The 16,441-nt window shown below is 39.3% G+C and carries 7 protein-coding genes and 1 pseudogene; all 8 read left to right on the top strand.

Going from position 1 to position 16,441, the window contains the following annotated elements:
- Window positions 1-60: 60 nt before the first annotated feature.
- Window positions 61-281: pseudogene (locus DEF30_RS04675) on the top strand (hypothetical protein).
- A gap of 67 nt (window positions 282-348) precedes the next feature.
- Window positions 349-711 carry a hypothetical protein gene (locus DEF30_RS04680; RefSeq protein WP_294096976.1) on the top strand — a complete coding sequence of 121 codons (363 nt, stop codon included), beginning with the start codon at window positions 349-351 and terminating at the stop codon, window positions 709-711.
- A 108-nt stretch (window positions 712-819) separates the two neighbouring features.
- A complete protein-coding gene (locus DEF30_RS04685) occupies window positions 820-1,944 on the top strand; it encodes an SIR2 family protein (protein WP_294096977.1) in 1,125 nt (374 codons plus the stop codon).
- A 1-nt stretch (window position 1,945) separates the two neighbouring features.
- On the top strand, window positions 1,946-3,817 hold the full coding sequence (locus tag DEF30_RS04690; RefSeq protein WP_294096979.1) for a DUF87 domain-containing protein: 1,872 nt from the start codon (window positions 1,946-1,948) through the stop codon (window positions 3,815-3,817).
- 114 nt (window positions 3,818-3,931) lie between these two features.
- Window positions 3,932-4,867 carry a DUF2971 domain-containing protein gene (locus tag DEF30_RS04695; protein ID WP_294096981.1) on the top strand — a complete coding sequence of 312 codons (936 nt, stop codon included), beginning with the start codon at window positions 3,932-3,934 and terminating at the stop codon, window positions 4,865-4,867.
- Between the two features lie 563 nt (window positions 4,868-5,430).
- Window positions 5,431-9,105, top strand: a complete 3,675-nt coding sequence (locus DEF30_RS04700; protein ID WP_294096983.1) for a hypothetical protein — start codon at window positions 5,431-5,433, stop codon at window positions 9,103-9,105.
- A 16-nt stretch (window positions 9,106-9,121) separates the two neighbouring features.
- The gene (locus DEF30_RS04705; RefSeq protein WP_294096985.1) at window positions 9,122-14,290 is read left to right on the top strand and encodes a DEAD/DEAH box helicase; all 5,169 of its coding nucleotides are present in this window, start codon (window positions 9,122-9,124) and stop codon (window positions 14,288-14,290) included.
- Window positions 14,284-16,431 (top strand): 3'-5' exonuclease, encoded by a 2,148-nt coding sequence (locus DEF30_RS04710; RefSeq protein ID WP_294096987.1) that lies wholly within the window; start codon window positions 14,284-14,286, stop codon window positions 16,429-16,431. The genes DEF30_RS04705 and DEF30_RS04710 overlap by 7 nt, the downstream gene beginning before the upstream one ends.
- Window positions 16,432-16,441 lie beyond the last annotated feature (10 nt).

Raw genomic sequence — 16,441 nt, forward strand, 5'->3', positions numbered from 1 at the left:
GAGTGGGAAAATCTCTACGATTTCCCCAAAATAGAATTATGAAAAGGAAGAGATAAGTTAATGCCTGATATTAAGTTTGAAACCAAAGAAACCTTTGGAGTACTTTCAGAAAGTCCCAAAGGATGAACTAAGGATATGAATTTGATTAGTTGGAATGATAGAGAACTGAATACGATATACGTGTGTGTTCTCCAAAACAAGAGAAGATGGGTAAAGAAAGCACACTAAACCTAGAAGAAGTAAAGGAACTCAAGGGACTAGTGAATTCAATAGATACTTAAGTTGTATAAATATAAACTTAGATCTTAAAAATTAAGACAATTGAGTAAAATGAAATGGGGGATAAATATGTCAGAGAAATATTGTTCAATCGAGTTTTTACAACTGTTAAGAAATAAGTACAGTGAATATCTAAAACCTGAGATTGTTGAAGTACACCTTATTCAAAATGAAGATGAAGTATTACTTGATATTGTCGAGCTCAAGATGCTAGAAAATGGGTTGAAGAAATATACTACAACAAGAATTAACACTGATTTCATTACCGATTTTGATGATACTATGGATGAACCGCTTTTGTTTCTAGAACCAAGTGATGAGATAGAAGTGAACGTTATTAAGTTTGTTGAAGAGCTCGATCCATATTCTATATCAGTTACTACAGATCTTTTCCATGATGAGGCATGTAACTTGATTAAATCATTACAGTAGCAATTGTACTGAAAGTAACAATTGTTGAAATGCTGTTAAACGATATTGAAAGATGTCATAAACAATACAAATGGACATGTATTAAGACCAAGCTTAGGGGGGATTGATTTGGAAGAAATAGTATTTTACAGGGGTAAGCATAAAACCGTAGCTTCAATTGATGCAATGAAAAAAGAAATCGCACAATGTCTTCAAATTGAGAATCTAAATTTTCTTATTGGCTCGGGTTGTTCGAGCTATGTTGTTGATGGCGAAGAGAAATCAATTCCAACAATGTTTACGCTTGCTAAACGTTTTTTTGAATCAAATAGTGATTTTTCAGTGCAAGGAGAAAAGTTGCAGCATCATTTTGAAGATAATCTTGAAAGTATGATTGACTACATGATTTCTGTTCGTTCAGTCAATCATGTTAGTGAGATTGAGCGTGAGATAGATGCCAAAATTAAATTGGTTCAAGAATTTATTCGAGTTCAAATTGTTGAAGGTATGAAATGCGAAGATACTAACGACATATACAAAGAGTTCTACCTTAAGATTTTAAGGAAAAATAGACGTAGTCCAATTAACATTTTCACTACTAATTATGATTTATATACAGAGCGAGCACTCGATGAGCTAGGATTCTTTTATAATAATGGTTTTACTGGAACATATGAACGCAAGTTTAATCCCATTTCATACAACTATGCTTTTGTGGAAAATATGAACCTAAATAGTGATGTATGGGATCGGATCTCTAATTTTTATAATTTGTATAAAATCCATGGATCAATTAATTGGGTTAATAAAGATTCTGTTGTAATCGAAAAACCAATTGAGAACATTACGGACGAAACAGTTATGATTTACCCAACACCACTAAAAGATCGAACAACACTTATGACTCCATATTCTGATTTGATGAGAAATATGCAACAATGTCTTATGAAAAATAATAGCATCTTAATAACATTAGGATATAGCTTTTCTGATGATCATATTAATAGAATAATTTTAAATATGTTATCAGTACCTAGTTTTCGATTGGTTATACTAGGGAGTGGAGAAAATATTCAAAAATTAATATCAGTTAACGATAGTAGAATATGGATTATTAATTCTAATGAAAAAATTCATTATTTTGATAACTTTGTTAAAAAATTGCTGCCTGATATACAAGATGACATAAAAGAACATGTTGAACTACAGGAGAAATTCAAAGTAATTGAGTCAGTTATAAAGGGAGATAGTTGATATGACAAATCGTAATATTGGTCGAGTTGTTACTATCAGTAGCAATTGGATTGTCGCAGAGTTGTATCCCAATATTGGTAACTATGTGAACACTGTAGATGGCATTAGATTTGTTGGTGAGATAGGCTCCTACGTTTCGATCGAAGAAACAGATCGTAAAATTATTGCTGAGATTATCTCAATAGATGAGAAGAAATTCATTGGTGTTGAAAAAATGAGTAAGCCTAATAGTAATAGGCTGGTAAACTTGAATCTTATTGGTGAGATATCAGGAGATGAGTTTGTATTTGGTGTTTCAAAAATGCCTTTTATCTTTTCAGAGATAAGTATTATTACGGAGTCTGATCTTTGGAAGATGCTGGAGATTGATAATCATGAAGTTGTCATTGATGAAGAGAAAAACCTTACGAGGGCTACTTCATTAACATTGGGATCTTCCGTAATATTCCCGGATTATGATGTTAAGATTAATATAGATAAGTTTTTTGGATTTCACTTTTCAGTATTTGGAAATACAGGGGCAGGTAAATCTAATACTGTTGCAAGAATAATTCAAAATGTTTTTCAAAAGCAAAGTAATTCTGCTTATGGAGCCAAGTTCATAGTAATTGATTCGAATGGCGAGTATGAATCCTCAATATGCGAGTTGAATAGTAATAATCCTGACATTGAAATTAATTGCCTTACAACAGATGCTGAGAGTGTAGAAGGAAAATATCTTGAGTTGCCTGTATGGGCGTTAAGTGTCGATGATTGGGCAGTCCTATTAAATGCTTCTGAAAAAACGCAGATACCCATAATTAAAAGAGCTATTGAATTAGCCCGAATATTTTATGATCCTGAAAATAAAGACAATATTCTTAAAAACCATATACTTGCATCGACAATAATGGGAGTTCTCAATAGCTCAGATTCATCACCCTCTAAGAGCGATAAGCTAAAATCAATAATAACTACTTTTTCAACAACGGAGTTCAATTTGAATACAGTTATTGGAGAAAATAATAAAAGCATTAGAGATTTACTAATTATTGATTTTGGAAAGTTTAGGGATATTGAGAGTCTTCAACAATTCTGTGAAGAAATGATTGTTGACAATGTTGGTGAGATTCTATCGAAATCAAAAAATGTTATTTATGATATTAATGATTTTAGTAAGGCGGTCAATTTTGCAGTCTTGTATGAGGGAAGTATAAGTTCTCAAAGAATACAGGAATATACAGCAACTCTCACAACTAGGCTACAATCATTGATTGATAGTGATCAAGGTAGAATACTAACGAAGACTCAACATACTAGTATTGAAGGTTATATAAAAAGTATTCTGGGAAGAAATCAGATAGTGAATATTGATATTAGCAACCTAGATGATTCTTCAAGTGAAGTAGTAGTAAAAGTTATTACAAAACTAATTTTCGATTTTCTGAAGAAAATGATTAGGAAAGCCGATATGCCTATAAATTTAATCATTGAAGAAGCTCATAGGTTTGTACGGAATGAAAGTCACTCTGGAGCATTGAACTATAATATTTTTGAAAGAGTAGCTAAAGAAGGAAGAAAATACGGTCTGCTTCTTGGAATTTCGTCTCAGCGCCCCAGTGAGTTATCAAAGACGGTAGTTTCTCAGTGTAGTAATTTTATTATTCATCGAGTTCAAAATCCTGATGATCTCAGTTATATTTCTAGAATGGTACCATATATTAGTGAGGGGATTATTAATCGGCTAACATATTTACAAACAGGGAATGCATTAATATTTGGTAGTGCAATTAATCTACCCACTCTTGCAAAATTTGAACGAGCTAATCCGCCTACAGATAGCCATAATGCTAAAATATCTGAGAAATGGTATGTTCCAGTTAGTGCAACGTAATAAACACCTTCTAAAAAACTGATTATGTCATAGTTATTTAGGCTTTAGTAGTAAGTATACTGATGGTCTGAAATTAAATGAGGGTATTTCGGGGGGCCGTATTGAGGTGAATATATGTCATTAAACAATAAAAATCTATATCATTTTACTTCTGTGGATACTTTATTAAACTATATTTTAAAATATAATCGATTAAAGTTTAATAACTTATATAACATGAATGATCCTAAGGAAGCAAGTAGTTGGCCTTTTAAATTCTATGATGAAGTAACTGATACTAGTTATCTTAGAATAAACTCAAGTATTTTTGAAGAAATCGACAGGTATGTTAAATCATATTGGTTAATCGCTTGTTTTAAAAATGAACCACATATCACTTATGAAACAGATATTAATGAATTTGATCGTGCTTATTTTGATATGCGAATGTGGGATCAATATGGGGATAAACATAAAGGGATATGTATCATTTTTGACCATGAAAAATTGATGAATAGTCTTTCTAAATTAAGTGAGTTTAATGTATTTCATGGAAGTGTAACGTATTCGAATAATTACTTCAACAAAATGGAAGATCCTTTTGCGGTATCATTTCATCAGATTAGTCTTCATGGACTGAATGAGATAATGAAAAATCAAACAATGAAGTATTATGATAACTTCTTCTTTACTAAATCCCTATCATGGAGAGGTGAGGATGAGTATCGTATTGCGCTTCATTTTAAAGAAAAGGAAGTAGAGTATTACTTACATGATTTTAAAGATGCAATTACTGGTATTATCCTTGGGTACCAAGTTAGTGAAGAAATCCAAAAAGATATTTTTGAGTTATTTGGTGACAAGCTTAATATTTATCGAATTTTGAGTAATAATTGGCATAATGAAATTGTGAAAATAGATAACGAAAACCACAAAGAAATTTCACTTAATGGCATTTATTTTAGTACTGTGATTCCTGCAAATTACTTTGTTTTAAAAGCTCAAAACTTACAAGGTGATCCCAAATTGGTATTTATCAACTCTTCGGGGGAAGTCAAGATACTTGAGTGAGATTAGCAGTTTTTTGCGATTTAACTAACTTATTAGATGGTATTGAGTTATCACGTGAATAATCTAGGTTGAAAAGTAATAACCGCACTTATTTATGGTACGGTTCACCGTATCATATCCTAAATGACCATAGCTGAAGAGAATTGATTGAATGCTAGATTAGATAATGTAAAGATCTAATCTAGCATCTAAATTCCAATAGACTTATCGCTAACCGCGTTGTAAAAATAGTCAAAATATTATAAAATATGATTAACTGAATTAAAATATATCTAGAATGAGCTTTCTGAAGAACTCAGAGTAACTCTTACTAGAGTAAAATAATCAGAAGAGTTATGGATCATATTTTATTAGAATCATGTTTGCACAAAACATAGAGAACTCTTACTGATCCGTACCTGGAATCAGCAGGAGTTTTTTTATGTACCGATGTAAGAAATGGCGATAGATCTGTACTGAAAAATGGACAGTTAATTTGATAGAGTGGGTATATCACAATAAGTATACGTACTCAATTTTTTTAATCACTATGTATTCGTTTACAAATAATTAAGGGGGAGAAAATGTTGGAACATGGAACCATTTCGAGAACAAGCAGCGCTATAAAGCTATTGGAGAAAAACATAAAAAGTCTAGTAGATGATTGCAGTCTTTGGGGTGATCTGCCATACACCAAAGAAGACTATGATAAAGTGCATGAACTGCTCCTTGCTTATGTTAAAGAAGAAGAGGGGGATCGAGAGTTTTACAATATGTTCAGACGATATCCGTACTGTTTTATTACGGATATTATTCGATTTGTACTTTATGACTATGACGGCAGTGCCGTCTGGGCACCATGGTTCGAAGAGTTTGGCGTTGATAATACTGGACCCATACAGTCAAAAATTGGTTCATTTATCAAGTATATTTTTGAAGTCCAGAAGCTTGAAATTGTTGAAGATGGTGGTCTGAAATACATTACACCGATCCTATATCAGGCTGGAATGCCGAACTTCTCTGTGAGAAAAATGTATGACGCTCTATACTATACCATCGGCTCACCATACTTCAGTGAAGAGGAGTTCTGTGATGAGGTAAGAACCAGAACAAGCATCTTCGATATGACGAGTGTTCGTTATTTCAAGAATACCCAAATGGCGTTGGAGTTTATCAACGAAATCCGAAATATTATTGAAGCAGCAGATGAGTATGATGCTCTAGAAGAATATCCAGCAGATCATGAATTCAATCCGCGTTATCTGGAGGAGTTTTTCCATTGGAAAAAAATCAGAAAGACGCAAGGAAAAGGCGTTGATTCTAAAAACTTATATTATATTTCTCCCAAGCTTGTTTTTGATGAACTTAAAGGCGTCTGTATCAAGCTGCCTCCACAAAACATCAGCGATGAAAGCATCGATGTGGTGCTCTGGAAAATTGAATGTGAAGACACGGAAGAAATCATGGAGATCATGTCCCCAGTATACATGGAAAATAGAGTGTACAAGATTGAAGAACACATCCTTCCAGTACCTCCATCGTCATCCTATACTGTCACCATGTACAATGCTGATAATACAGCCTCTGAAGTATACAGACCGTGGACCATTTCTGGTCTGCATGATGAAGTTCCTTCTCTTATCTTTTCAGGAGATGCCAAATCTACACAGCAGCTCTATTTTACTCAAAAAGGAAACATCTTCTTACATCATAAAGAGGTAGTCATTGATAGAAAAGAATCCCTCACGATTCACCAACAGCTGGACTTACCGCTAAAGTGGAAGGACTATCGGGCAGAATTTGTCATGCCCCAAGAAGAACTATTAAAGGTCCAACTGAGATATGATGGCGAATTCCGTCAAGTGGACGTGAAGCGAATGATAGATGTCAGTCTGGTACAGCTTTCCACTCTTTTTGATGAGGACTACGAAGACGTTGGTGTGCCTGTGTATGTGTCACTTCCGATGATTGAAGTGGCAGAACAAAGGACCAGTCTCGAATCCATGCATTATAAAACCTGGAAACTCACCATCAGGAACAGAACCACAAACCATAAAGAAGAATTTCCATTGGAAGAGTGCATTCCGAAGTACTATGAAGATGTCACAAGGTTCAGCTTCCCGAAAAATATTCAGAAAAGTCTTGAGAATCGCTATGGAGAGTATGAACTGAGGCTCCAGATGGGAAGAAGTCTGAGTGTACTGCATTTCTACTATGTGCCAGAAATAATATATCAGGGAGAACTCATTCATGATGTAAAAAACCCTTATCTCAACAGCCTGTCCTTGAAGATTCGGGAAAAGGAAGGTGTCCGGTTTGAGTTTGAAAGAGAATATAGGGTAGAAACCATTGATATCAGAGGTCAGCGGTGGTTAAGGATAGAAGGCATTCGTGCAAAAGCATTTATCCGTGGAAAAATGATAGTACAGCTTCCGTCCAATCAAAAATCAATACAGGTTCCCTTCAGGAAGCGTACCGGAAAAATTGAATGGAAATTCTGGAATGAAACTGACAACGCTGAAACTTCCTATGGGAAACACTACTTTGAAGATACTGAAGTTTTCAACGGCAACTGGATGTGCTATCTTTCCCTATATGGAGATGAAGAGTATGTCCGCGTGACCTTAGAATCTGGACAAGGAGAGATTCATCAGGAGAAGAGGATCTATAAAGATCCGAAAGGATCCATGAAAATTCAGGTGAATGGATTCTATGACACCATGCGTATGGAAAAGCTCCCTCAAAGAATCATGTGCTATATCGGTGAAAATGATCTGCCCTTATGTCTTGCAGTGATCCGTAAAGTTGCTGTGCTGAAGAATCTGACTTATCGCAAGAAAGGTGAATACTTCTATTTAATCTGGGAAAATCAGGCGGAAGTTCAAGGAAAGACCATCAAGCTCATTTCTGTTTCAAATCCTGGCGCAGAAGATTTGATCCTAGAGGCTGACGACATAATCAGCCTGAAGTTTCCCAACAAACAAAATCCCAATAAACCCATCATAAAGTATGGTATAAAGAGTGCGAAAATCCCAGAGAGTGGCCTCTATATGGTGGAGGTAGAAGAGGAAGAAGATGATTTTTTCTTTGAAGAAGAAAAAGTCATCGTTGTAGACCCGGATAAATTTCTACATGTTAAGGCAAATGAAGAACCAAAACTGGAGTCTTTTACGACCATTGGCCAATGGGTGGAAGTCTATCTTACAAACTTGGGAGATCCTATAACAACAGAAAAAGTACATGATAAATTCATGTATAGCATCAGGAGCAAAGAATATATCTTCCAGGAGAGCGACGTAGAAGTATTTTACAGACTGGTTAGTATTGTGCAAAACTCAAAGTATCTGGATAAAGATACTTCATCTATACTTCAGGAATTTTTCACAGAAGTGAATGTACGGTTCATAGAACCAGAAGATCGGGCACTGCTGCTTAAACGAGTGCTGCAAGGACAGATCAGCAAGGAAGAATTCATCAAAATGGAATACAGTCTCCAACTGTTCCTGGTCAAGAAAAATGATAAAGCACTTTTATCTAGAGAGGAAGTAAGAAAACTCTGGCAGCTGGATGAGAAATTGGCCATTCTTGTTTCACTTAGAGGAGGAACAGAACGGACAGGTGCAGATACACAAAAAATCCTACTTCACCTGAACGCCCCGATGATTCAGAAGACTATTCAGTTCAAACCTGGAGGGAATTGCAGAACAAGCAGCTGGATGGACTGTTTTGAACATGTGGTTACAGGAAAATGCAGCTGTCCTCATTCAGGATTTCCAGCCACCGAAAAATTCTGGGGAAATATTGAAGATTTTGGTGATGCCATCGTCACGTTTAAAAACGAAGTGCAGCTGAAAAAACTCAGTGAAATGATCACGGATGGGTATGATTTTTTGGGAACCAATTATCTAGCCCTCTGCCATCACTGGCTGAATGATAAATACTATAAAGAGAAGGAGCATTGGAAACTTGCCATGAACTTCTCACAGCCTGTGAGGGACTTATCAAGAAAAGTGATGAAAAGTGAAGAAATGATATTGAAAGTTCTTCAAAAACGAACAGATGGAGGAACAGGAAGTCCTCACCATTTCTTCTACTCTGTAGGGGTTGGAGCAATGCTGGAAGCCTCTGGCAAGAAAGATACACCAGTAAAGTCTGATTTGAGGAAGATCCATAGGTTCTGGGATCATGCTTTTAGAGCATTTCCTAAACTGGTCATGAGAGATCTGATTATTTCTGAACTGTATATGAAATTCAACTGAAGGAGAGATACTAGATATGCCGATGAATCCCATTGAGACTACACGAAAAATCAAAGGAGACTATGAGAACTATCTCCAGTCCATCCTAAAAGTTAAAGATGCAGAAATTACGAAAAGTACATACAAAGCGCTGAAAAGTCATAGATTTGTAAAAGGTCCTTATTTGGAAGCGACACTCCCTTACGTCTCTGGAGGGACTCTGAGAGATCTTATGAAAGAAGGAATCGCATCATCTGAGTTTGGATCCATGTCCCATTCCATTGATTTGGACAGACCCCTTTATACCCATCAGGAGAAAGCATTCCGAAAAGTAGCAACAGATCACCGGAACATCATTGTTGCCACTGGTACTGGAAGCGGAAAGACGGAATCTTTCCTTTATCCCATCTTAAACAGCCTCCTTAGAGAAAAAGAACAAGGCACCTTAAGTCCTGGTGTTCGGGCACTTCTTCTATATCCCATGAATGCCCTGGCCAATGATCAGATGAAAAGGCTTCGGGAACTTTTGGAAACCTATCCAGACATTACCTTCGGACGCTATACTGGAGAAACCATCGAGAAAGAAGCCCATGCAGTGGATACCTATAAGAAAAAGAAAGAGGAAGAAATCCGTTCGAACAATCCCTATGCCGTGCAGGGAAAAGATTACCATCTGAAGGACTTGATGCCACTGGAGAATGAAAGGCTTTCAAGAGAAAAGATGAGGGAGAACCCACCACATATTCTTCTGACCAACTATGCCATGCTGGAGTACCTTCTGATCAGACCATCGGACAATGTGTTCTTTGATGGACCAGATGCGGACAAATGGCAGTTCATTGTATTAGATGAAGCTCATACTTATAAAGGGGCAACGGGAACAGAAATCGCACTGCTTCTTCGTAGATTAAAACAGAGGGTTGTGCATAATCAAAAGGGAAAGATCCAGTGTATGGCCACCAGTGCTACTTTGGGAAATAAAGAAGCACTTCCTGACCTAGCCAAATTTGCGTCGGATATTTTTGATGAAGAGTTTACTGTATCAGATATCATCACCTCTGAACGGAAGAAGATTGATATCCTGGAGATGAAAGTCAAAGGCACTCTTGAAGACTACAAGTCTTATAAAGAAAAAGCAGGGACCATGGATCAGGAAGAGGCTGGAAAGTTTCTTTACAGCAAACTGTCCATAGACCTTCGAATCGGTGAAGTGATTCGAGCGCTGGAAGCGAAGCCCAAAGCACTGGATAAAGTCGCTGATCTTGTTTTTCAGGATATTGAAGAGGAGAGTAAACGACTTGAAGGCATGATCCTTCTCATTGAACTGGGGGTTCTTGCGAAGAAAGACCGAGATAGTGCAGCACTTCTTCCCGCGAGATACCATCTTTTTGTAAAGGCTTTGGAAGGAGTCTATATTGCACTGTATCCCAACCGAAGAACCTTTCTGGACAGAAAAGAACTGGATGAGGTTCAAGGAAAAGAAGTGCCCGTCTTTGAACTGGCAAACTGCCAGAACTGTGGACAGGAGTATCTGGTGGGTGTTTCTAAGCAGAACAAGCTGAAACCTGCAAAGATGGATGAGAAGACAGAGTATTATCTTCTCACAAATGAAGAGGTTTCTTCCGATTTGGAATACGATGACGATGAGACAGCCTTTACTGAGGCCAATGTGAAGAACATGGAAGAATACGAGCTTTGTACAGCCTGCGGGACTCTGCACCGGGCGAACTTAAAACAGAGACCTCGCTGCTGCGAAGTCGCAGATCAGGGAAAACTTGTTAAAGTCTATAAAATGATTTCAAAAAAGCACGTCCCTAATACCTGCACTTCCTGCGGAGCTGTTTCAAATAGCATCATCAAAAGGTTTATGACAGCGAATCAGCCAGCCACCTATGTGGTAGCCAGCAGTCTTTACAGCATGATACCGCCAGAAAAAGCAGAAGTGAAGAAAAGGGTGGCAGAAGAGGAGTTCTTCTTTGATGAAGAGTTCCTATTTGGCAGCCAGTCCCAGGAAGAGTCAGAAGAAATCGGCAGAAAACTATTGGTCTTCTCTGACAACCGACAGGAAGCAGCTTTTTTTGCTGCCTATATGGACAATAAATACAACCAGCTCATGTGGAGAAGACTCATCCTAAGGGAGCTGAGAGACTTAGGGCGGGAAGAGGAAATACAGGACCTGATGCTCAAACTGAAACGACCTGCTGAGGATCTTGGGCTTTTCAAAGGGCTGAAGAATCCTACATCGGGTGAAAAGGATCAGATCATTCAGACCTTCGTGATGAAAGAGCTGCTTGCCTTTGAGCGAAACCAGGGGTTAGAGGGCAGCGGTTATGTGAGATTCTCTCCGGAACTGCCACCAAGGTTTCCTGGGTATAAAGATTTATTGACGGGAGAAGAAATGAAGTCCGTATTCTCTGTGATGCTGGATACACTAAGACTGGGAGGAGCCATGAGCTTCCCGGGGATTCTGGACCCTTCCGATGATGTATTTGCGCCAAGAAACCGAAGCGTCTATTTCAACCGTTACGATGGGGGTTCTACCGTAGATGGCACCATCATGAGCTTTGTTCCAAAGACAGGTCACAGAAATCGTCGCTTGGATTACCTTCTGAAGCTGCTTCTCAAGAAAGGATATTCGGAAGAAGAAGCAAAGGAAATATCTGCTGAAATGCTTGTGAAAATTTGTGACCTGCTCGATGGACCTCTCGCATCTAGACTGCTTTCCACGAAGAATAAAGGAGCTGCCGGGACGGTACATCAACTATCCTATAAGAACTGGCGTGTTGAGTATCTTAAAGATCAAGATCACATCTACAAGTGCGGGAAGTGTGGAAAGATTGCCCATGTGAATGTACTGGATATCTGTCCGGAATTCAGATGCAGTGGCTCTTTGATATCCATATCTGCAGAAGAATACAGGAATGATCCATACTATAAGGAAATTTATCAGAATCAGAAAGTCATTCCTATGATTTCGAAAGAACATACCGCGCAGCTGAACAAAGAGCGGGCTGGAGAGCTCCAGAAGGAGTTTGAAAGCGGGAAAGTCAATGTGCTCAGCTGCTCCACTACCTTTGAAATGGGTGTGGACGTGGGCCAGCTGGAAGCGATTCTTCTGCGTAATGTACCACCGGAGACAGCCAATTACGTTCAAAGAGCAGGACGAGCAGGAAGACGAACGTCTTCAACTGCCTTCTCTGTCACCTATGCCAGAAGAAGCAGCCATGACCTTCATTATTTTGCCAATCCCCAGGAGATCATCAGCGGAAAAATCAAGTCGCCTTATATTGAACTGACCAATGAGAAGATTGCAGACAGACATCTGAACTCCATTGTTATGGCATGGTTTTTCAAAGACCATCCATACTTTTTTAACGGACAGGTCAGTCAGCTTATAGGGTATCAGGAAGATCAGGAAGCAGGGATTGATGTTGTAACGGTCCTGAAAGAAGAGCTGCTTAAAAAGCCTGAGGAACTTCTCGTGATCATCGAAGAAGCACTGGGCGAAACTCTCTGCAAAAAGCTGGAAGTTCAGGAATGGGCATTTATCGACCGTCTTGTAGGAGAAGAAGGTGTGCTGACCAATGCCATTTTAGAGAAGAAAAGTGACATCGAGATGCTAAGCGAAATAAAAGACAGAAACTATAAAGAAGGGAAGAAGACCGATGCCATCCAACGTACCATCCATACATTTCTGTCGGAATCGGTACTGAGTTTTCTGGCAAGCTCTGGGGTACTTCCTAAATATGGCTTCCCAGTAGACGTGGTGAAGCTGGATATCCTGAACGATCGGGATACATCAGTTGATGTGGATCTTTCAAGAGATCTCAAGCTTGCCATAGCAGAATATGCCCCCGGAAGTGACATCATCGCGGCAGGAAAAATCTGGACCAGTCATGCTCTCAACAAGGTCAGAGGAAAAGAATGGCCCAGCTATCGCTACTATGAGTGCACTTATTGCAGGAGAGTAGAAATACCGGAAGACAATACCATTGCCGTGTCGGAAGAGGAAGAGGAAGAAAAAATCTGCAGTATGTGCAATCATCCTTTGAAACCAAAGAAGTTCTATGTACCCATCTTTGGATTCTCCACCATGTATGGCGAAAAGCCAAAGAATGTTGGAGAGACAAGACCTGAGAGGTACTACTCCACTAAGATTCAGTTCGGAGGATTCGGGCACTTGGATGTCTTTGAGGAAGTGGAACGAAAAGAAGATTTGGTCACCATAGGGGGCAATGAGATTCATACACTGTATTCACCTCAAGGCAAACTTGTGGTCCTAAACCGTGGGAAAAACAATACCGGACTTGCGGTCTGCAGTTTATGCGGCTTCGCCACAGATTACACAAAGCCATTCCCCCATAAAAATAAGTTCGGTAAAGACTGTCCCAATGGTTTTGCCACCAATGCAGCCCTAGGACACATGTTTCTTAGTGATGTTTTGAAGCTTAGATTTCCGAACAAAGTCATTGATGCAACCAGTTATGAGGATGGAAAAGACAAATGGAGCACGCTCCTATATGCCATTTTGGAGGGTGCTTCCGATGTGCTGGGCATTTCAAGAAGCGACATCAATGGCTGTGTGGACTGGTCCGATGGATATCCTGTGCTGATCCTTTTTGATGAAGCCTCTGGAGGTGCAGGTCACGTGAAGAGGATCCATCAGAATCTGGAAAGTGTTCTTAAGGGAGCATTCAAACGGGTGGATGGACACTGCGGTTGTGGAAAGGAAACCACTTGCTACGGCTGCCTGCGTTCTTACGGCAATCAGATGGAGCATGATGTACTGGCCAGAGGTCTTGCCAAGAGTTACCTGGAGTGGCTCTTAAGCAGTCAGCATAGTGATGTGTCTCAGAAACAGAAAGAAGTGCCAGAGGAGAAGAAGCTGACAAAAGAATGGGAAGAAACTTTAGATCTTCTCACTTCAGATTTCTATGACCTGGCCTGGGATATGGTGAAAGAGGGTACTATTAATGCACCTGATGAAGTCGGTTACCCTTTGGTATCAGAAGAAACTGGAGTCATGGGTTATGAAGCAGAAATGATCTGGCATGATAAAAAGGTGGCGGTGCTTCCTCAAGAGGCGACACCAGAATGCAGGAATGCTTTTAAAGAATCCGGATGGAATATCTTTGTAGTAAACGAGATGGATAAAGATCACCTGCTGAAAGAACTTAAGGCGAGATCTGGAGGAAAGAAATGGTAGTACTAACAAACAGACCAGCAATTTCCTATGCTGAGACTTTCTTTGAATCTACGAAAAGTTTGCCTTCAAGAGTGAAGGATGACGTGTTCAGCTTTATCAACAGATTCCTCCAAGACCCTACGTCCAGAGGGCTCAACTATGAAAAAATCAATACAGTAGACCCTTCACTCCGTTCTGTCCGTGTCAATGGCTCTTACAGAGCCATTGTCCGGATTCCGGATGAAAGTGCTCCTAATACCTATTTTTTACTCTGGGTGGATGCTCATGATGACGCTTATGAATGGGCAAAAAGAAAAAGAATCACCCATGACAGAACTACCAATGCCGTTACTTTAGTAGAAACAAGAGAAACTGTGGAAGAAGAAAGGAGTAGAGAAGAACCTCAGGAAATTAGATTTAAGGGCGTATTCCATCAGTATGAGAATGAACAGCTGAAAGCACTGGGTGTAGAAGAAGAGATTCTATTTACTCTTCGAGCAGTGGAAAATAGAGAACAGCTTGATGGAATTAAGCGATTTTTTCCAGCACCGGTGTATGAAAACCTAGTGTATCTACTAGAAGAGATTCCGTTTGAAGAAGTTTATGCGCTCTATCAGGAATATCAAGAGTCCGCTGAGGAAATCAGTTTGGAAGATGCGCTTACTGAGCCCATCAATAGAGACCGGTTTTTTGTTTCGATTTCTGAAGAGGATGAAGAACTGGCGAGGCAGTTTCTTCATGGAGAGATTGACTCCTGGCGGGTTTTTCTACATCCGAAACAAAGGGAGTATGTAGAAGCAGATTATGAAGGACCCGTAAGGATCATTGGAGGACCAGGTACAGGAAAGTCAGTGGTCGCTATGCACCGGGCGAAGTATCTGCTGGAAACCTTATATACAGATTCACGAGAGAAGGTTCTTTTTACTACTTTCTCCAGTAACCTTTCGGCGGATCTGGAAGAAATGATGAAGGGAATGCTCACAGCTCAAGGGTTCTCAAGACTTAAGGTAGTGAATCTGGATAAAATCATTTCACAGCTTCTGGAAACCTACTTCCCACAGCAGAAGCTCATGTATGGTGATGAGGTGCTTTTCGTATGGAAAGGACTTCTAACAGAAAATGGCTTCAAGGGAAAGTACAGTGAGAATTTCCTGAAGACAGAGTATGAAGAAATCATTGTGGAGGAAGGAGTTGAAAGTCTTTCTAAGTACTTCAGCCATTCAAGGATTGGTAGAGGAGTTGGGCTGAGCCGGAAAGAGAAGAAAGAGATCTGGTCCTTGGTAGAAGCGTATCAAGTGAGATGTGAAGAACTGAGAAAATGGGACGCGCCCAGTGCAGAGAAAAAACTTGCAGGATATATAAAAGAGTCTTTTCCCGGAGGGCTTTTCAGATGCGTCATTGCCGATGAAGTTCAGGATTTCAGGAAAATGTCCTTAGCACTACTAAGAGCCATAGCAGGAGAGCAAAAGAGAAATGACCTATACCTGGTGGGAGATCAGATGCAGCGCATTTATCAGAAGAGGGAAGAGAAGGCTGATGAGGACATCGACTCTGGAAATCGTGTGTTCAAGCTTCTGCATAACTATAGAACCACGGGAGAAATCGCAAGGTTTGCTCAAGGGATTGTTCAGGATGTTCCGCTACTTCTGGAAGAGAATTTCTCTCCTGATCCTGTCATCAGCCATACTCAAGGAAAGGTTCCTAGCGTTTCAGAGTTTCTCAGAAAAGAGGAAGAACTGGCCTATATAGCAGATACGGTTAAAAAGTGGACTGCTTTGGGTACATTAGAAAGAAGCATCTGTATTTTAGCGAGAACAAAGAATGAGCTTACTTCTATTAAGGAATATCTTGCCAGTAAGGGTATCCGAAGCTATGAGATCAAGCAGAGCAACAAAGATGATAAAACCGTAAGCGGTGTGAGGCTTAGCACTATGCACCGTGCGAAAGGATTGGAGTTTGATTGCGTTATGATCATGGGCATGAATCAAAATAATATGCCGAATCAGAAAACACTAGAAAGTGCTGAAAGTGGTGTGGAGAAGAGAGAGCTCATGCTTCAGGAGAAACTGCTTCTCTATGTCGCAGCAACGAGAGCTAAAAAAGAGCTGAGTGTGAGCTGCACAGGTAAGATGACAACATTTATTCCGGTAGTGAACCAATAGGTAGTGAGGG

It is taken from the genome of Proteiniclasticum sp., from assembly GCF_003514505.1.
In the GTDB taxonomy this organism is placed as follows: Bacteria; Bacillota; Clostridia; order Clostridiales; family Clostridiaceae; genus Proteiniclasticum.